This window comes from Priestia sp. YIM B13489 (assembly GCF_042787645.1).
GTDB classification, from domain to species: Bacteria; Bacillota; Bacilli; order Bacillales; family Bacillaceae_H; genus Priestia; species Priestia megaterium.
Genome location: NZ_JBHZOQ010000053.1, coordinates 3,361,088 through 3,379,916 on the forward strand (window position 1 = coordinate 3,361,088; position 18,829 = coordinate 3,379,916).

Genomic DNA, 18,829 nt, shown 5'->3' on the forward strand with positions numbered 1-18,829 from the left:
GCAATCCGTGTAACAATGAGTATGCTTTGAGAAGAAAGAAGAAAACTATTAGTATTATAACAAAAAGGAATGTCAGATTATGCCGCAACCATGGAAACGACGAGTAAGGCAGATGTCTTCAGCTCAAATTATTGTTACATTTTACATAGTGGCTGTTACGCTTGGATTTCTATTACTTAGTATTCCAGAAGCTTTAAAGCCGGGAGTGAAGTTAGCATTTATTGATCGCTTATTTATTGCCGTTAGTGCGGTAAGTGTAACAGGGCTGACACCTGTCTCTACTCCGGATACATTTAGTACGACGGGCTATTTTTTGCTCGCTTTTATTTTTCAAATCGGTGGTATTGGTGTAATGACACTCAGTACATTTATTTGGATGATTTTGGGTAAAAAAATCGGTTTAAAGGAACGTCAGCTCATTATGACAGACCATAACCAATCCCGCTTATCAGGATTAGTTGACTTGATGAGAAATATTTTATTTATTATTTTTGCCATTGAACTAGTTGGCGCCATTGTTTTAGGATTACATTTTCTCCGTTATTATTCGAGCTGGACAGATGCGTTTTTGCATGGTTTCTTTGCTTCTGTCAGCGCTACAACAAATGCTGGCTTCGATATTACAGGATCTTCATTTATTCCGTATGCCCATGATTATTTTGTCCAAGTGGTAACCGTTATTTTAATTACGCTTGGAGCGATTGGATTCCCTGTATTAATTGAAATTAAGCACTATTTTTTAACATTTAAAGATAAGCGTAAATTTCAATTTTCGCTATTTACGAAGCTAACGACCATTATGTTTTTTCTGCTGTTAGCAGGGGGAACAATCTTGATTCTTGTGCTAGAGCATTCAGGATTTCTAGCAGATAAGTCTTGGGATGAATCGTTTTTTTATGCGTTTTTCCAATCCGCTGCCACAAGGAGCGGAGGAGTGGCGACCATGAATATTAATGAGTTTTCACTTCCTACGTTAATTATGATGAGTGCGATGATGTTTATCGGTGCTTCACCGAGCTCAGTAGGGGGAGGAATTCGTACGACGACGTTTGCATTAAATATTCTTTTCCTGTTTTATTACGTCAGAGGAAATAAGACGATTAAAATCTTTCGCCGCGAAATTCATGAAGACGACATTATTAAATCAGTAGCTGTATCGATGTTAGCCGTAATCATTTGCTCGAGTTCTCTTCTTATTTTAAGTATTACAGAACATTTTTCTCTCATTGAGCTTATTTTTGAAGTGTGTTCAGCTTTCGGGACAACAGGTTTATCAATGGGAATTACAGGAGGGCTTTCTGATATCGGTAAATGCGTTATTATGATTTTAATGTTCATCGGCCGAATCGGCATGTTTTCATTTATTTTAATGCTTCGCCGTCCAACGTCTGGACCGGATTATCACTATCCGAAAGAACGTATTATTATTGGATAAAAGAGGCTGAGGTAAAAATATGTTAGTTGAAGAAGGATCCAAACGAGCTTAATTCTTAATCAAGCTCGTTCGGATTTTTTTATGATGGTAAACATAGGTCTCATATTTTTACCTGCTTCCAGCTGTTGATTGGAGGGCATGGCGAAGACTCCTGCGGGAAAAGCGGAACAGGTGAGACCCCGCAGGAGCATAAGCGACGAGGAGGCTCACCGACCGCCCGCGGAAAGCGAAGCCTTGCACGGAAATCAACAGTGGTGTCACAAGCGGTTCAGATGAACTCATTTATCCCATTTGTTTGTCTTTAGATTAAAGTAATTTCGTTATGTTTCAACCGCTTTTTTACAGCTTTTTCTGCTTATATTACGCATCAGAAAGTGCATTCTAAGAAAAGGAAGTTCAATGGACTTCCAAGCATAGGAGGGATAGATGATGGCAAAGCGTAAAGTAGGGTACAAATCAGCACTGACTAACAATAATACACCAAAAGAGAGCCTTTCAGATGCAGAATTTGCTGCTGAATATGCTGGCGGCGAGGAGCCGGCTAAAGGCGCGAATCGTAATTCCAAAAAAGGAAAGCAAGGTAAGTAACAATGAGCAAACATAAACAACAAAATAAGCATATCGCAAGCACTGAAGCGAAGCAAAAACAATTACTGCAAGAAGAGTTTGGAGCGGAAATGGGCGATCCCAACGCAGCTAAAATATATGAATCCCTAGGAAAGACAAAGTCTGATAAAGAGCATGAAAAGAAAAAAGAATGTTAAAGAAAAAAACCTCGGGTATCCGAGGTTTTAGCTTACAACTGGAAGGCCAAATGCCTCTACAGGTGCCGAATAAAGTTTTGTATCGTTTGCTTTTTGATCATAATAAGCAAGAAGAACAGATGGTTGTTCATTTATTTTTCCCGTTTGTTTATAATACATATAGTCAAATGGCAGAATCTCTAAAACAGTGTGCTTGTATAATTCTTTTTCAGCAAGCTGTTCAGCTTCAAAAGCCTGTCCCATAATAGAAGGATTAGCAAGCATTTGCTGATAGTAATGAGAGCGGACTTGTTTTTCTACTTTATCGTCCCACCAAGGTTTACGAGGCTTATGCTTTTGGTTTTGTAAATAATCAATTTTCATAAACCCTTCAATCATTTCTTCATTTGAAAAATTCTCTGTTTCAATGTACTGTCTAAGGCGTCTGAATAAATCTTCAAGCTGATGGCCGATTCGAACCCAGCCCATTTCATCCCAATACGTCCCGAAGTTTTGGAAGAAATCAAAAGGTGTATCATAGCAGTGCTCAACTAAAAACTCTATTGTCTCATCCATTCGATGGTCATTCCAAAACTTTTCTAAAATATCTTCTACATGTTTAATACGTACGACATCTGAAAATGGCAAGACGTTATTGCTTAAAATCTCATAAGGCGACTGATCCATGTATTGATAATTATAGCGAGGCCCACTTAAGCGTAAGCCAGTGCCGCGAAGCATTTTTAAAAAGCCTAGCTGAAGCTCTTCAGGGCGAAGTGCAAATACATCATTAAACGTATTCTTAAATGAGTTATAATCTTCGTCTGGCAGTCCCGCGATTAAATCTAAATGCTGATCGATCTTTCCGCCTTCTTTCACCATTGTTACGGTACGCGTTAACTTTTTAAAGTTTTGTTTGCGTTTGACTAGTTCATTAACAGCATCATTTGTAGATTGAACGCCAATTTCAAAGCGGAATAATCCTTTTGGCGCATGATCGTTTAAGAACTGAATAACTTCTGGGCGCATAATATCGGCAGTAATTTCAAATTGAAATACGGTGCCTTCACGATGTTCATCAATTAAAAATTGGAACATTTCCATGGCGTAGCTGCGGCTGATGTTGAACGTGCGGTCTACGAACTTAATCGTGCGCGCTCCGTTATCCATCAAATAGCGAATATCTTCTTTTACCTTTTCTCTATCGAAATAACGAACGCCTACTTCAATAGAAGAGAGACAGAACTGACAGCTAAACGGACAGCCGCGGCTTGTTTCAATATATACAACGCGTTTTGAAAGTTCTTGGCGGTCTTCTTCAAAACGGAAAGGAGAAGGCATTTCGCGCAGATCAATTTTATTGCGCTGCGGGTTTACAACTGGTTTTCCTTCTTTTCGGAAAGCCACGCCGCTTACGTTTTCAAACTGGCGCTCTCCATGAAGTTCGTCCAACAGCTGCTTGAATGTTTCTTCTCCTTCACCAATAGCGATAAAGTCAGCTTCAGGAATACGCTCTAGCCAGTGAGTTACATCATAGGTTACTTCTGGTCCACCGAATATAATGATGAGCTCGGGATTGATCTTTTTTAGCATTTGGGCGACTTTAATCGTTTCTTCAATATTCCAAATGTAACAGCTGAAACCAATAATATCTGGGTTGCGTTTATATAAATCCGTGACAATGTTCATAGCAGGATCTTTAATCGTATATTCGGCCATATCCACTTTATAGTCAGGCTCTGCATAGGCTTTTAAACATCGAAGGGCTAAAGAAGTATGGATATACTTCGCATTCAATGTACTGACAACAATGTTCATTCAAAAAGCTCCTTTTAACTCGTAATATGAAATCAATTTACTATTTTAGCACATTTGAGAAATAAAGTATAAATACCTTGCCACTTTTGTTGTGGAGGGGAAAGGATTTCGGTAAAATGTAACAGAAACGTAAAAGAAGAAAGAGTCTCGGTTAATGTAAACCTTGGTGAACGAAAAAAATGAGGTGGAAAACGTGGAATATAAGCGAATTAAGCCAAAAAAAATATATGAAGAAGTAGCCGAAACGCTTCTTGAGAATATAAAAGAAGGCAGCTTAAAGCCTGGTGACCGTTTGGATTCAGTGCAGCAGCTCGCAGAAAACTTTCAGGTAGGGCGCTCAGCTATTCGTGAAGCTCTTAGCGCTTTGCGGGCGATGGGGCTGCTGGAGATGAAGCAAGGAGAAGGCACATTTGTACGCGAATTTAACTCTGATATGCTGTCTTTGCCTGTAACTAGCGCTGTATTAATGAATAAAAATGATATTGAACATTTGCTTGAAGTGAGAAAAGTATTAGAAATTGGGGCTGTTCGAGCGGCAGCTCAAAAGCGAACGGATGCGGATCTTAACCAGCTGTCCGATAGCCTGGAACAAATGAAAGGAGCGTTTGGCAATGAAGAGCTGGGGGAGAAAGCAGATTTTGCTTTTCATTTAGCCATTGCCAAAGCATCGCAAAACCCTCTTTTAGTGAAGCTTATGAATAACGTATCAGAAATGATGATTGAAACGATGAAAGAGACAAGACGCATCTGGCTTTATGCAGAAGAAAAAACGGCTGAACGGATTTATAAAGAGCATCAGCAAATTTATGAAGCTATTCTTTCTCAGCATGCAGAAGATGCTCAGCATTTTATGATGAGTCATCTTGATAATGTTGAACACGTGTTAATGAAATACATACCAGAAGAAAAATAATGCCATTTCAGGTAGAAAAGTGTGCACCAAATAACAGAAAAACTAAAATTCAAGCACCTTCCGATAATTTATGCTTGCTCTATTGTGAAAAGATTTACATAATAGAAACTAGGATTGTCAAATGGAGGGTTACAAAGTATGAAAAAGCAATATAGAGATGATAGTTTAGCTTTGCATACAGATTTATATGAACTGAATATGGCACATACGTATTTTAAAGACCATATTCATAAACGCCGTTCTGTATTCGAAGCTTACTTTCGTCGGATGCCGTTTGAAAGCGGTTATGCTGTGTTTGCCGGGCTAGAAAGAGTAATTGATTTTATTGCTAATTTTAGGTTTAGCGAAACGGACTTAGATTATTTATATGAAGAATTGCATTATGAAGCGGAGTTTATCGACTATTTAAAGCAAGTTCGCTTTAGCGGTAATGTTCGTTCGGTTGTAGAAGGCGAAATGATTTTTGCTAACGAACCTATGCTGCAAATTGACGCTCCTTTAGCGGAAGCGCAGCTTATTGAAACGCCGCTTTTAAATATTTTAAATTTCCACCCGCTGATTGCGACAAAAGCATCGCGTATTCGCCTAGCCGCGGGAGAAGATAATTTATATGAGCATACGGGTACGAATCAGCTTATGGAATTTGGCTCAAGAAGAGCACACGAGATGGATGCTGCATTTTACGGAGCGAGAGCTGCTTATATTGGAGGCTTTGATGCAACCAGTAATGTCAGAGCGGGGAAAGTATTTGGAATTCCTGTGTCCGGTACTCACGCTCATGCGCTTGTTCAAGTCTATCGTGATGAGTACAGCGCGTTTAAAAAGTATGCGGAATCACACCGTAACTGTATCTTTTTAGTAGATACATATAATACGTTAAAATCAGGTATTCCCAATGCTATTAAAGTAGCAAAAGAAATGGGAGATCGCATTAATTTTATCGGTATTCGATTAGATAGCGGAAGACTTCCATATCTTTCTCAAGAAGCAAGAAAAATGCTTGATGAAGCTGGCTATCATGATGTGAAAATTTTTGCTTCGAATGATCTCGATGAGTACAGCATTCTAGATTTGAAAGCGCAAGGTGCCAAAATTGATGGATGGGGAGTTGGAACAAAACTCATGACATCTTTTGATCAGCCTGCGCTAGGAGCGGTGTACAAACTGGTTTCGATTGAAGATGATCATGGAAACATGGTGGATACGATTAAGCTGTCAGAAAATCCAGAGAAAATTTCCACTCCTGGTTTAAAAGAGGTATACCGAATTGTAAATCAAGTGAACCACAAATGGGAAGGTGATTATATTACGATGCAAGACGAAGTGCCGAATGAAGAGCAGCATTTAAAAATGTTTCATCCGATTCATACGCACGTCAGCAAGTTTGTCACGAACTTTAACGCACGTAAAATTCACCAGCCAATCTTTGCGCAGGGAAAGCTTGTGTACGAGCAGCCTACCATTGAAGAAATGAGAGCCTACTGCTTACAAAACTTAAAGCATCTATGGGATGACTACAAAGTCATTACAAAATCGAACGAAGATGTATTTCGTCCTACAGAGTATCCGGTAGACTTGAGTACAAACTGCTGGGATAACAAAATGCAAAATATTGAAGAGACTAGAAGCAAGTTACTATCTGATACCGTACTTGTGTAGATTCCGTCAGCTAGTAATGAGAGGAGAGTTTTTTTATGAAAGAGCTACAAAAGCAAATTATTGAAGAAATGCACGTCCAAAAAGAAATTAATCCCGTAGAAGAAATTCGCCGCAGCGTTGATTTTCTGAAATCCTACATGAACAAATATCCTTTTTTACGTTCGTTTGTACTAGGTATTTCCGGCGGCCAAGATTCTACGTTAACTGGAAAGCTGGCGCAGCTAGCAGTTAATGAGTTGAACGAAGAGGCCGGAGAAGAGCGCTATCAGTTTATTGCTGTTCGTCTTCCATACGGTGTGCAAGCAGATGAAGCAGACTGTCAAGATGCACTTGCTTTTATTCAACCAACAAAATCTATTTCTATTAACGTAAAACCAGCAGTAGATGCGATGCTTTCTGCTGTTGAAGAAGCGGCAGATGATAAAGTTTCCGACTTCAACAAAGGAAATGTAAAAGCACGTGAACGAATGATTGCGCAATATACGGTAGCGGGCATGTACAGCGGAGTCGTACTCGGAACGGATCACTCTGCTGAAGCTGTTACAGGGTTTTATACAAAATTCGGTGATGGAGGAGCTGACTTAGTACCTATCTTCCGTCTGAACAAGCGACAAGGAAAACAAATGCTAAAAGAATTAGGCTGTCCTGAGCATCTATATATGAAAAAACCAACGGCTGATTTGGAAGAAGATCGTCCACAGCTTCCGGATGAAGAAGCGCTCGGCGTAACGTATGAGCAAATCGACGATTATTTAGAAGGCAAAGATGTAGGTGAACATGCAAGTAACGTCATTGAAGGTCACTTCTTAAAGACGCAGCATAAACGCCAATTGCCAATCACAGTATTTGATGATTTTTGGAAATAAATAAGTAAGAAGCTAAGACAAAAGTAGTTTAGTTAAAGGAAGATCTGACCGGTGAAGATTCTTGATAGAGAATCTTCACCGGTCAGATTTTTTTAATGTTATGGCAAACGTAGGTTTCACGTATCTCAATTTCCTATTTTTTATGAAAAAAGATAGCAAACAAAGAAAGGTATTTTTGAAAAACTAGTGAAATTAGAAAAACATAGGAGTATAATAGCATTAAGTCATCTGATGACCTGTTAACTAAAAGAAGTAAAATGATCAGCTTGGAGGGAGCAAATGATGAAAGTATCTTTATTTGCGACATGTTTGATTGATATGTTTCAAACAAATGTAGGAAAAGCGACGGTAGAATTGTTAGAACGATTAGGATGCGAAGTGGATTTTCCAAAGAGCCAAGTTTGCTGCGGGCAGCCTGCGTATAACAGCGGTTACGTAAAAGAATCAAAAGAAGCGATGAAAAACATGATAAAAGCGTTTGAGCATGCAGAATACGTTGTATCTCCGTCTGGATCGTGCGTGACAATGTTCAAAGAGTATCCTCATCTTTTTGAAGGTGATGCTGCATGGCATGAACCTGCCGTGAAGCTTGCTGATAAAACGTATGAGCTAACGGATTTTATTGTAAACGTTTTAAAAGTTGAAGACGTGGGAGCCAGTTTAAATGGTAAAGCCACTTATCATTCTTCCTGTCATATGACGCGTTTGCTAAACGTAAAAAAAGAACCTTTTACACTATTAAACAATGTAAAGGGTCTTGAAATGGAAAACCTTGAAAACAGTCATAACTGCTGCGGATTCGGCGGGACGTTTTCGGTTAAAATGGGGCAAATCTCCGAACAAATGGTCGATGAAAAAGTGGGCTGTATAGCTAAGACAAACGCAGAGTACTTAATTGGAGCCGACTGCGGCTGTCTTATGAATATTGGAGGAAGAATTGAACGAAAAGGACAGCCCGTAAAAGTGATGCATATCGCTGAAGTGTTAAATAGCAGAATGTAAAGAAAGGAGAATACCAAATGTCTATGAAAATAGGAAACGATCAGTTTAAAAAACGTGTTGATGATGGAGTCAATAATGCGTTTATGCGCTTTGCGGTTTCAGGTGCTCAAGAGCGCTTAAGAAGCCGTAGATTAGATGCGGCAGAAGAGTTAGGAAACTGGGAAGAATGGCGAGCGCTTGGGGAAGAAATTCGTCAGCATACGCTTGAAAATTTAGATTACTATTTAGAACAGCTCACTGATAATGTAGCTAAACGCGGAGGCCACGTTTTTTTCGCTCAAACAGCTGAAGAAGCGAATGAGTACATAAAAAATGTAGCGAGGAAAAAACAGGCAAAGAAAGTGGTTAAATCCAAGTCAATGGTTACAGAAGAAATTCATATGAACGCTGCTTTAGAAGAACTAGGCTGTGAAGTTATTGAAACGGACTTAGGGGAATATATTCTGCAAGTAGATGATCACGATCCGCCTTCTCATATCGTAGCTCCTGCACTTCATAAAAATAAAGAACAAATTAGAGATGTATTTCAGGAAAAGCTTTCTTATAAAAAAACAGAAAAACCTGAAGAACTAGCCCTTCATGCCCGGGAAATGCTGAGAAAAGAATTTTTATCAGCGGATATTGGCATCACGGGATGTAATTTTGCGATTGCAGAATCTGGATCTATTTCACTTGTTACCAATGAAGGAAATGCAAGGCTAACGACCGCCCTCCCTAAAACGCAGATTACGGTGATGGGAATGGAACGAATTGTGCCAACATTTGAAGAATTTGAAGTGTTGGTAAGCCTTTTAACTAGAAGTGCAGTAGGTCAGCGGCTTACAAGTTACGTAACGGCACTTACGGGACCTAGACTTCCAGGGGAAGTAGACGGACCGGAAGAATTTCACCTAGTGATTGTAGATAACGGACGATCTGCGATTTTAGGAACTGAGTTTCAATCTGTTTTACAGTGTATTCGCTGTGCGGCATGTGTGAATGTATGTCCCGTGTATCGCCATATTGGAGGACATTCATATGGATCTATTTATTCAGGTCCGATTGGAGCTGTATTATCTCCTTTGCTTGGAGGCTATGAAGATTACAAAGAGCTTCCATATGCCTCAACGCTATGCGCAGCCTGTACAGATGCCTGTCCGGTCAAAATTCCGCTGCATGAGCTATTGCACAAGCACCGTCAGCGAATTGTCGAAAAAGAAGGAAAAGCACCTATTTCGGAAAAGCTGGCGATGAAAGCATTTGGCTTGGGAGCAGCTTCTTCTTCTCTATATAGAGTGGGCGCTAAAGTAGCACCGGCAGCTCTTACTCCTTTTATGTCAGGAAGCAGTATTTCCAAAGGGCCTGGTCCATTAAAAGCGTGGACGGAAAGCAGAGAGTTTCCAGCGCCTACAAAAGAGCGCTTACGAGATTGGTTTGATAAAAGGAGTGATAATGATGAACGGAAGCATTCAAAATAGAGACAGTTTTTTAGACAATATTGCTGCTAATCTTAAGAGAAGCAGGCGAACAAACGGCGTAGTAAGGCCACAATGGAAGCACGCTCCTCAGCATGAGGTTTACCGCAGCTATTCGCCGGATCAATTAAAGAAAGAGCTTGAAAACCATTGCGAACGTATTCATACTCGCTATGTAGAAACATCATCACAACACTTGCCAGCTGTCCTTGAGGAAGTCGTAGCGAACTATGGAAATGGTCTTGTGAGCACGTGGGATGATCCTAGGTTTTCCGAATATGGATTGAATCTGCTGATGGAGAAATGGGAAACAAGCAGTAGCCTTCATGTATGGAATTCTGCAAAAGGCGATGAGAATATTAAACTAGCTGAACAAGCAAATGTTGGCATTACCTTCAGTGATTTGACGCTAGCGGAATCCGGCACAGTTGTTTTGTTCAGCAGCGCTGAAAAAGGACGATCGGTCAGTTTGCTGCCCGCCACTTATATTGCAATCATTCCTCAAAGCTCAATTGTTCCTCGCATGACACAAGCCGCTGAAATGATTCATGAAAAAGTAGAGCGAGGAGAAACGATTGCTTCTTGCATTAACTTTATTACGGGACCGAGCAATTCAGCCGATATTGAAATGAATTTAGTCGTTGGCGTGCATGGACCTATTCAAGCCACTTATATTGTAGTGAATGATCGATGAGACTGGGACAAACGTATTTTAGCCGAAGTGAAAAACGAACCGTGAATCAACATGTTTGATTCACGGTTCGTTTTCTTTGTTATGTTGAGCATAGGTTTTAGCTGTTTCATTCCTTCTAGCAGTTGATTGGAGGGCAAGGCGAAGACTCCGGCGGGAAAAGCGGAACAGATGAGACCCCGCAGGAGCAGAAGCGACGAGGAGGCTCACCGTCCGCCCGCGGAAAGCGAAGTCTTGCACGGAAATCAACTGCGGTGTCACAAGCGGTTCAGCTAGCTCATGCATCTCATTTGTTCGTCTTTAGATTGGATTCATTTTGTTATGTCTCAGCCTCTTTTATTCATGCTCCATTTCTAAATAGCGGGATAATGTGAAGAAATGTCGCATTTTGAATAAACGTGGCTAATTTTAAAAAGGTAAAAAGCAAATCTTGTAGAATACTAAGTCTATAGATAAAAGGTGGGGAAATGGGAAGTGCAAAAGAAAGGAGCAATGAGCATGTCACCACACAGAGAATTAACATCTGAAGCTGAGCAAAAGCAGCAAGGTGAATTACAGCAGCTACGAGCTATTTTTAATGACGTATTAGATGCCATTGTCGTATTTGATGAGTATTTTCAAGTTATAAATGCAAATGAATCAGCCTGCGGGCTGTTTGAAAAAACAAAGGATGAGCTATTAACGTATCAAATGAAAGATTTTCTGATGTATTTTCCGTATGACATGATTGAAGCGTATTATCCAGCACTCTTAGAAGAAAGCTATTTTAAATATGAAGGCGCGATGACGCTTCGAAGCGGCATGATGAAACATGTTGAATTTACTTCACACAAACATAGTCACATGTCGGGCATTATTGTGTGTACATTTCGGGATATTACGCAGCACAAAATTATGGAAAATGAACGGTTTATTAGTCATCATATGTTTATGGATGTATTTAATGAAGCGGTAGACGGAATTGTCATTTTTGATCGAACGGGTCAGCTTATCGACGCGAACCCTTCATTTTGCGAACGATTAAATTACACAAGAGCACAGCTTCTAACCAAAACATTAGAAGAGCTTGTAGAACCTACTTATCATTATAAGGTGAAAAAATTATGGAGAACTCTGCATCAAGAAGGAAAGACAAGCGGTGAGCTACCGATCAGGCTCGAAAATGGAGACGTTACTTTTTTTGAATTTACCACAACGGCTAATATATACAGTCAATACTATATGTCCATTATGAGAGACGTGACGGAAAAACGGCTGATGGAGCAGCAGCTGTTGAGAAGCGAAAAAAATTTCAGGGCTATTTTTGAAAATGCGATTGAAGCGATCTTGATTTGGAGAGATGATGGTGAAATCTTGAACGCTAATCTTGCTTCTTCGCGTACATTTGAGCTGCCGTTAAACAAATTAATTGGAAGCAATTTGTATACGTTTATCGATACAAAAAGCTTTAGTGCGTTAAAGGTGCTCCAAACGTTTCAAACAAAAGGAGAAATTCGTAATCAGCTTCCTTTTTACATGCCAAATGGAGAAATCAAACAGTTGGAATTCACAGGGAAAAAAGGCATTATAGAAGGAGACCATTTAACGATTTTTCGAAACATCAGTGAACGTACAAAAATCGAACAGGAGCTTCGGAATAACGAAGAGAAATTCAGACAGATTTTTAATGGTTCGATCGATGGGTTAGTTTTATGGGACGGCAAGCGAAATATTGTTGATGTAAATTCTTCTCTTTGTGATATTCTAGAACTCAGCAAAGAGGAGATTTGTGCGCACTCCATGGAGGATTTTATTTCTTCAGCGAATTTAGATGCGGTCATTGAGCATAAAGAAACGATTGAGCAAAAAGGGGAAGCAGAAGGAGAGATTACGTACGTTACGGGGAACGAAAAAGTTAAAAATATCGAATTTTCCACGAAAAAAGATATCTTGCCAGGTCTATATATGACGCTTTTAAGAGACGTAACGGAACGAAATCAAATGCAAGAGCAGATTCGAAAATCGGATACGCTTCAAGTAGTCGGCCAGTTAGCAGCTGGGATTGCGCATGAAATCCGCAACCCGATGACAGCTTTAAAAGGGTTTGTGCAGCTGTTAGAAAGCAGCATTCAAGAAGATCACTCTCTTTATTTTGATATTATTAAATCCGAATTAAAAAGAATTGAAACCATTATTACAGAGTTTCTCGTACTCGCTAAGCCACAGGCCGTAAAGTTTGAAAAGAAAAATCTAGCTGGGGTTGTTAAAGAAACGATTGATTTATTAAATGCTCAAGCGCTTTTAGAAAATATTCAGTTTGAACTAAGTGTGTCTCCTCACCTGCCAATGGTATACTGCGAGCCGAACCAAATTAAGCAAGTACTAATAAATGTCATTAAAAATGCAATTGAAGTCACGTCAAACGGAGGAAGAATTATTGTTGAAGTTTACTCTACAGAGCCGCACTACGTGACGGTCTCCATTCGAGATCAAGGAGACGGAATGCCCGAAGAGCGCATCAAGCGCTTAGGAGAACCATTTTATACGACAAAAGAAAAAGGAACGGGACTCGGTTTGATGGTCTCATATAAAATTATCGAAGAACATAAAGGGCGAATTGAAGTGGAAAGCAAAATAGGAGAAGGCACAGCTTTTCATGTTATTCTTCCAGCTTAATTAGAAAGGATAAAAAATATGTACTACGGAGAAATGAATTTATTTTCTGATTTGAAAATTTATATTGTAGCCTCGGAAAAAGGGGTTCAACATATTTGGTTTGATAGCGATGATCATAACGAGCAGCTTAAAAAACTTGTCCATGACGAAAATTATCATCATGTGAAAGAAGCAAAGCGACAGCTGCAGGATTATGCTGGAGGGCGCACGTTAACATTTGATTTGCCTTTGGATATAAAAGGAACAGACTTCCAAAAAGAAGTATGGTTAACGCTTAAAGGTATACCTTATGGACAAACGTGGTCTTATAGTGATGTAGCGGAGTCTGTTAATCGCTCTAAAGCCGTAAGGGCTGTGGGACAAGCGAATCGTCGAAATCCACTGCCTATTATTTTACCTTGTCACCGTGTGATTGGAAAAAATGGAGCTTTAACAGGTTATGCAGGTTCCCAAACTCATATAAAAGAGAAACTATTAATGCTTGAAAGAAATGTAGCAAAAGGCGCTCTGGAGTTAAAATAACTATTCACCGTCCAATTTCCAGCCTTCTCCCTGCACAAAAACACCGTCAATTTGCTGAGGAGAAGGAAGGGAATTTAGTTCTTCATCTTTGGATAAATCGAATAGCTGATAGTGCTGCTTACGATTCAGCGCTTTGTTTTTATCCGTTTTTTGCTCTGAACTCATATTTACTCCCCCTTATTCAAAAAGAATCCCCTATAATATATGTAGAAAAAGAAGAGAGTACTGTTACAATTGTGTTACAAATGCAGGTGAAAACCAGTGCTCAACAAAAAAAAGCCGCATAGCAGCGGCTTTTTTTATTGAGCAGATTGCAATAAAACTTTTTGAATGGATTCCAAAGACGGGGAATGGATAATTCCATGCTCTGTAATAATGGCCGTAATCAGTTCGCTTGGCGTCACATCAAAAGCTGGATTGTACACAGAGATTCCGTCTGGAGCAATTTGTGTATCTCCAATGTGCGTTACTTCTTTAGGTGAACGTTCTTCAATAGGGATGCTGCTGCCGTCTTGAATAGATAAATCAAATGTGGACTGCGGCGCTGCTACGTAAAATGGAATACCGAATGCTTTCGCTAAAAGAGCAAGTCCATATGTTCCAATTTTGTTAGCCGTATCGCCATTTGCTGCAATGCGGTCAGCACCTACAATAATCCCATTAATTCCTTTTGTTTTAATGGTATGAGCGGCCATATTATCCGTAATCAGCGTCACGTCCACTCCCGACTGCTGAAGTTCCCAGGCTGTTAAGCGAGAACCTTGAAGAACGGGTCTTGTTTCACAGGCAAATACTTCAAGCGGAATATCGCGCTGCTTAGACAAGTGAAAAGGTGCTAAGGCTGTTCCGTAATAAGCTGTAGCAATTGAACCAGCATTACATATTGTCATGATTTTATCTTTCTTTTTAAATAAAGAAAGAGCATGATCTCCAATTCGGTAGCACGTTTCTTCATCTTCTACTTGAATTTGAATAGCTTCATGAACAACTTTTGTTTTAGCTTCATTAACGGACGAAGCGGATTCAGCGCTTTTCGCTACGCGCTCCAATGCCCAAAATAAATTGACGGCAGTAGGGCGTGAACTAGCTAAATACTGTTGATCAAGAGCTAGTTTTTTGTTAAATTCCTTGACTGAATCTGTGTCATAGCTAAGCGCAGAAAGAGCAAGACCAAAAGCCGCCGTAATGCCAATTGCAGGAGCTCCGCGTACTTTCAAGGTAGTGATAGCATCCCATACGTCTTTAATGGTTTGCAGCTTAATATATTCAACTTTGCCAGGAAGCTGCTGCTGATCTAATAAAGTAATATATGATTCATTCCATTCCACTGAGCGCGGAAGTGATAGTGTATTTGTCATGCTGATACCGATCCTTTCATTGTGTACATTATTCGTTATCGAAGTAAATGTTCAAATTCATTTGGTGAAACATCTTGTTGGTGCAGAAGCAAATAGCGTCCAATTTTTAACGCAGTACGTTTAGCGTTAATTTTTCTTTCCTCTGAAGAAATTTCGTCTAAGTCCGCCACGTGAGCTAAGCCAATCGTACGTCGAATGATTTCACATCCTGCATATCCAACAGCATCTTGCCACGTTTGCGTTAAAATTTCATGTAATAAGCGCTCATCTTTAGCGAAAGGTTCAGTGTTTTCAGAATGCCAAAGCGCAGTAAAGGTATCTTTGAATACGTTCCATGTGTTCGTAATGTGTGCAAATAACGGTTCGCGATTTGTTTCTCGAGAAAGAGCATTTAAAAATAAATTCGCAACAAATTGCCCTAAATCGAATCCAAACGGACCGTAAAAAGCAAATTCTGGATCAATCACTTTCGTTTCTTGACTGCTAGAAAAGATGCTGCCTGTATGTAAATCACCGTGGATTAGCGTTTGCGCATTTGTTAAAAATTTATATTTTAATTTTGCTGCTTGTAGCTTTACATCACCATCATTCCACAATTCTTCTACATCAGGACGCAGCGCTTTTTCAAATTCATTTGTATCAATATCAAAAAAAGGATCTGTAAAAACTAAATCTTCCGTAATATTGCATAAGTCGGGGTTGCTGTACTTAACAACTTCTTCTTTTTTATCCTGAGGTTTTAAGGCGAAATCAGACGTTTTGAACGCAATATGTCCTAAAAAAGAACCGATATGCTGTGAGAGCAGAGGATAACTTTCACCTTGAATAAGTCCGGCGCGAGAAATCGTTAAATGAGACAGGTCTTCCATGACCGTAACAGCAAGCGTTTCATCGTGGTAATAAACAGCGGGCACAAGTTCTGGCGTAAATGCACCGAATTGCTTGAGCGCATTGCTTTCAATTGTGGCACGGTTCAAGGATAGAGGCCAGCTTTCGCCTACAACTTTTGCATAGGGAAGCGCTTGTTTGACGATAATGGATTTATTTGTTTGATCATTTATGATGTGAAAGACGAGATTTAAGTTGCCGTCACCAATTTCACGGGCAGTCAGTGCTTCTGTGGCATCAAAAAGACCTAGCTTTTTCACAAGTTTGATTGCTGAAATTTCTGTTAAAGGGTGATATTTCTCTGTTTTTGTTGTTGACATCGGAATCCCTCCATAGTTTATTAAACTGATTTGTTTACTAAGTTAATAGGTTTAAGAATATATGGAGGCTTTTATAATTTTAGAAAATATAAAAGCCTCTTTCGTTGGAAAGAGGCTTGATTGTAGTGTTCAAACCTCTTATCTGCCAGAAAAAATTACTTTCTGTTGGAATTAGCACCGTGCCTTTGTAAAACATGTTTTACGGGTGTGATCCATCTTAGGATGGAATGACGGTCGGTTGCTGGGCTTCACAGGGCCAAATCCCTCAGCCAACTCTTGATAAGAGTACGATTACTTATTCAATTTTGATTTGTTTGAATATTTTATGATATCTGGTGAAAATCGTATCATGCAAAAAAACGGCTGTCAATACATAATTAATAAAATTCTGTACGGCGATCTGTAAAGACGGGAATTTGTTTACGAATTTCTTTTACAAGTTCCAGGTTAACCTCAGCACTCAAAAGTTCTTCGCTATCGCCAGCTTCAGCGATTATTTCTCCCCACGGATCGATGACTAAGGAATGTCCGGCAAATGTGTTATTAGGATCTTGGCCTACACGATTACATGCGATTACATAGCATTGATTTTCGATTGCACGGCTAATGAGCAGGGCTTTCCAGTGGGCAAGTCTTGGAGCCGGCCACTGAGCGACAACAAACAAGACTTCTGCTCCGCTGCTAGTGTGAACCCGAATCCATTCTGGAAAACGAATATCGTAACAAATAACTCCTGCGCACAGTGACTGTTCAAGTGTAAAAAGATTTTTTGCTGTTCCTGCTTCTAAATACAGGTGTTCATCCATTAATTTAAATAAGTGCAGTTTACTGTATTGTGATACTTCACGACCTTTTCGGTCAAAAATATACATCGTATTCGTGATGCCTTGCTCTGTTTTTTTCGCGATCGAACCTGCCACAATATTTACTTCGTTCGTTTTAGCAAACTGAGAGATTAATTGCTTGGCTTGCTGTCCTTCATCATCTGCAATTTCGTCTAGCCGCGTCAAATCATAAGCTGTATCCCATAGCTCAGGAAGCACAAGGATATCAGGGTTTTCTTTCAGGGCTTCCGTCATTTTTTGTTCGATATATTTTCGGTTTTTAGTTGGGTTTCCAAACGCAATATCAAGCTGCAAACACGTAATTTTTACACTCACTTTATCATCCGTCCTTTTTTTAGTAGTTGAAAAAAATGACTTTACAAGTTGAGTATTACAATATATTATTTGTGACTAGAATTTCAAGAATTTTTTGAGAAGGTGTGCGATGATGAAACAATTTGAGCAATCGGAACTATTAAAAAGTTTACCAAAACAATTTTTTGCATCACTTGTGGGCAAGGTAGGAAAAGTAATGGCCCAAGGGCACGACGTTATTAACTTAGGACAGGGAAATCCTGATCAGCCTACTCCTTCACATATTGTAGGAACACTGCAAAAAGCAAGTGCTAATCCTATGCATCATAAGTATTCTCCATTTCGGGGGCACCAGTTTTTAAAAGAGGCCGTTGCGACTTTTTATAAACGAGAATATGGCGTTGATGTAGATCCTGAAAAAGAAGTAGCTATTTTATTTGGCGGAAAGGGTGGACTTGTTGAAATCCCGCAGTGCTTGTTAAATCCTGGAGATACGGTGCTGGTTCCGGATCCTGGGTATCCTGATTACTGGTCTGGAGTAGAGCTTGCAAAAGCCAAGATGGAAGTGATGCCTCTCACGGCTGAAAATCATTTTCTACCCGTATACGAAGAGATAAGTGAACGTGCTAAAGAACAGGCAAAGCTCATGTTTTTAAACTATCCGAATAATCCTACTGGTGCAGTGGCAACGGCAGAATTTTTTGAAGACACCGTGGCGTTTGCTGCCAAGCACGATATTTGTGTGGTACACGACTTTGCTTACGGAGCAATTGGGTTTGATGGTAAAAAGCCAATCAGTTTTTTACAGACTCCTGGTGCAAAAGAGACGGGAATTGAAATTTATACTCTTTCTAAAACGTATAACATGGCGGGATGGCGAGTTGGATTTGCTGTAGGAAATGAAAGTGTAGTAGAAGCTATTAATCTTCTTCAAGATCATATGTATGTCAGTCTCTTTGGGGCGGTTCAAGAGGCAGCAGCCGCAGCTCTGTTGGAATCTCAACAATGTGTGAATGATTTAGTTAAGCGCTATGAATCTAGACGCAATACCTTTATTCAAGGGCTTCGAGAAATTGGTTGGGATGTTACATCTCCAGCAGGCTCCTTTTTTGCATGGCTAAAAGTTCCTGAAGGATATACTTCCGAACAGTTTTCAGATTTACTCCTTGAAAAAGCCCACGTTGTAGTTGCTCCTGGTGTAGGCTTTGGAACATATGGTGAAGGCTATGTGCGCGTAGGACTGCTGACGGATGAAGAACGAATGAGAGAAGCTGTATCTCGAATAAAAAAATTAAATTTATTTTAAAAACGCATTGACAATCCTTTTTGAGTTGGCTTAATATGTAAGAAGTTAACGAGATTAATA

At 39.7% G+C, this 18,829-nt stretch carries 17 protein-coding genes and 1 riboswitch; of the genes, 12 read left to right on the forward strand and 5 right to left on the reverse strand.

All coding sequences use genetic code 11. From position 1 onward, the window contains the following. Positions 1-79 precede the first annotated feature (79 nt). From ACFX4W_RS23090 to ACFX4W_RS23100, 3 genes are all read left to right on the forward strand, one after another. Positions 80-1,435 carry a TrkH family potassium uptake protein gene (locus ACFX4W_RS23090; RefSeq protein ID WP_043979693.1) on the forward strand — a complete coding sequence of 452 codons (1,356 nt, stop codon included), beginning with the start codon at positions 80-82 and terminating at the stop codon, positions 1,433-1,435. Between the two features lie 429 nt (positions 1,436-1,864). Further along, positions 1,865-2,023 carry a hypothetical protein gene (locus tag ACFX4W_RS23095; RefSeq protein WP_025749458.1) on the forward strand — a complete coding sequence of 53 codons (159 nt, stop codon included), beginning with the start codon at positions 1,865-1,867 and terminating at the stop codon, positions 2,021-2,023. 2 nt (positions 2,024-2,025) lie between these two features. Next, a complete protein-coding gene (locus tag ACFX4W_RS23100) occupies positions 2,026-2,199 on the forward strand; it encodes a hypothetical protein (protein ID WP_164797379.1) in 174 nt (57 codons plus the stop codon). 27 nt (positions 2,200-2,226) lie between these two features. Here the strand turns inward: ACFX4W_RS23100 and ACFX4W_RS23105 are convergent, their stop codons facing one another. After that, positions 2,227-3,996 carry a B12-binding domain-containing radical SAM protein gene (locus ACFX4W_RS23105; RefSeq protein ID WP_043979690.1) on the reverse strand — a complete coding sequence of 590 codons (1,770 nt, stop codon included), beginning with the start codon at positions 3,994-3,996 and terminating at the stop codon, positions 2,227-2,229. A 193-nt stretch (positions 3,997-4,189) separates the two neighbouring features. On the opposite strand from ACFX4W_RS23105, the gene ACFX4W_RS23110 reads away from it, so the two are divergent. The 8 genes from ACFX4W_RS23110 (at position 4,190) to ACFX4W_RS23145 (ending at position 13,758) form a co-directional block, all read left to right on the forward strand. After that, on the forward strand, positions 4,190-4,909 hold the full coding sequence (locus ACFX4W_RS23110; RefSeq protein ID WP_014461089.1) for a FadR/GntR family transcriptional regulator: 720 nt from the start codon (positions 4,190-4,192) through the stop codon (positions 4,907-4,909). Between the two features lie 138 nt (positions 4,910-5,047). Next, positions 5,048-6,568: a nicotinate phosphoribosyltransferase gene (locus ACFX4W_RS23115; RefSeq protein ID WP_043979686.1), complete on the forward strand. Its 1,521-nt coding sequence runs from the start codon at positions 5,048-5,050 to the stop codon at positions 6,566-6,568. Between the two features lie 35 nt (positions 6,569-6,603). Further along, complete coding sequence (nadE, locus tag ACFX4W_RS23120) at positions 6,604-7,434, forward strand: ammonia-dependent NAD(+) synthetase (protein ID WP_013082209.1); 831 nt, start codon at positions 6,604-6,606, stop codon at positions 7,432-7,434. Between the two features lie 282 nt (positions 7,435-7,716). Next, entirely contained in the window at positions 7,717-8,436 is a 720-nt protein-coding gene (locus ACFX4W_RS23125; RefSeq protein WP_029325071.1) for a (Fe-S)-binding protein, read from the forward strand. Positions 8,437-8,453: 17 nt separating this feature from the next. Next, a complete protein-coding gene (locus ACFX4W_RS23130; RefSeq protein ID WP_323618577.1) occupies positions 8,454-9,893 on the forward strand; it encodes a LutB/LldF family L-lactate oxidation iron-sulfur protein in 1,440 nt (479 codons plus the stop codon). Beyond that, the gene (locus ACFX4W_RS23135) at positions 9,871-10,584 is read left to right on the forward strand and encodes a LutC/YkgG family protein (RefSeq protein WP_043979682.1); all 714 of its coding nucleotides are present in this window, start codon (positions 9,871-9,873) and stop codon (positions 10,582-10,584) included. The genes ACFX4W_RS23130 and ACFX4W_RS23135 overlap by 23 nt, the downstream gene beginning before the upstream one ends. Positions 10,585-11,079: 495 nt before the next feature. Then, a complete protein-coding gene (locus ACFX4W_RS23140) occupies positions 11,080-13,236 on the forward strand; it encodes a PAS domain S-box protein (RefSeq protein ID WP_241771357.1) in 2,157 nt (718 codons plus the stop codon). Positions 13,237-13,254: 18 nt separating this feature from the next. After that, complete coding sequence (locus tag ACFX4W_RS23145; RefSeq protein WP_043979677.1) at positions 13,255-13,758, forward strand: methylated-DNA--[protein]-cysteine S-methyltransferase; 504 nt, start codon at positions 13,255-13,257, stop codon at positions 13,756-13,758. Here ACFX4W_RS23145 and ACFX4W_RS23150 read toward each other — a convergent pair whose 3' ends face one another. The 4 genes from ACFX4W_RS23150 to ACFX4W_RS23165 form a co-directional block, all read right to left on the reverse strand. After that, the gene (locus tag ACFX4W_RS23150) at positions 13,759-13,923 is read right to left on the reverse strand and encodes a hypothetical protein (protein ID WP_013082215.1); all 165 of its coding nucleotides are present in this window, start codon (positions 13,921-13,923) and stop codon (positions 13,759-13,761) included. Positions 13,924-14,057: 134 nt separating this feature from the next. After that, positions 14,058-15,116, reverse strand: coding sequence for an S-methyl-5-thioribose-1-phosphate isomerase (mtnA, locus tag ACFX4W_RS23155; protein WP_043979675.1), 1,059 nt, complete (start codon positions 15,114-15,116; stop codon positions 14,058-14,060). Positions 15,117-15,151: 35 nt separating this feature from the next. Next, the gene (gene mtnK / locus ACFX4W_RS23160; RefSeq protein WP_043979674.1) at positions 15,152-16,324 is read right to left on the reverse strand and encodes an S-methyl-5-thioribose kinase; all 1,173 of its coding nucleotides are present in this window, start codon (positions 16,322-16,324) and stop codon (positions 15,152-15,154) included. A 135-nt stretch (positions 16,325-16,459) separates the two neighbouring features. Continuing rightward, positions 16,460-16,610: riboswitch (SAM riboswitch) on the reverse strand. A 91-nt stretch (positions 16,611-16,701) separates the two neighbouring features. Continuing rightward, entirely contained in the window at positions 16,702-17,484 is a 783-nt protein-coding gene (locus ACFX4W_RS23165) for a carbon-nitrogen family hydrolase (protein ID WP_377560150.1), read from the reverse strand. A 112-nt stretch (positions 17,485-17,596) separates the two neighbouring features. Here ACFX4W_RS23165 and ACFX4W_RS23170 point away from each other — a divergent pair, with 112 nt between their 5' ends. Further along, positions 17,597-18,769 carry a pyridoxal phosphate-dependent aminotransferase gene (locus ACFX4W_RS23170; RefSeq protein WP_043979667.1) on the forward strand — a complete coding sequence of 391 codons (1,173 nt, stop codon included), beginning with the start codon at positions 17,597-17,599 and terminating at the stop codon, positions 18,767-18,769. The last annotated feature ends 60 nt before the right edge of the window (positions 18,770-18,829 follow it).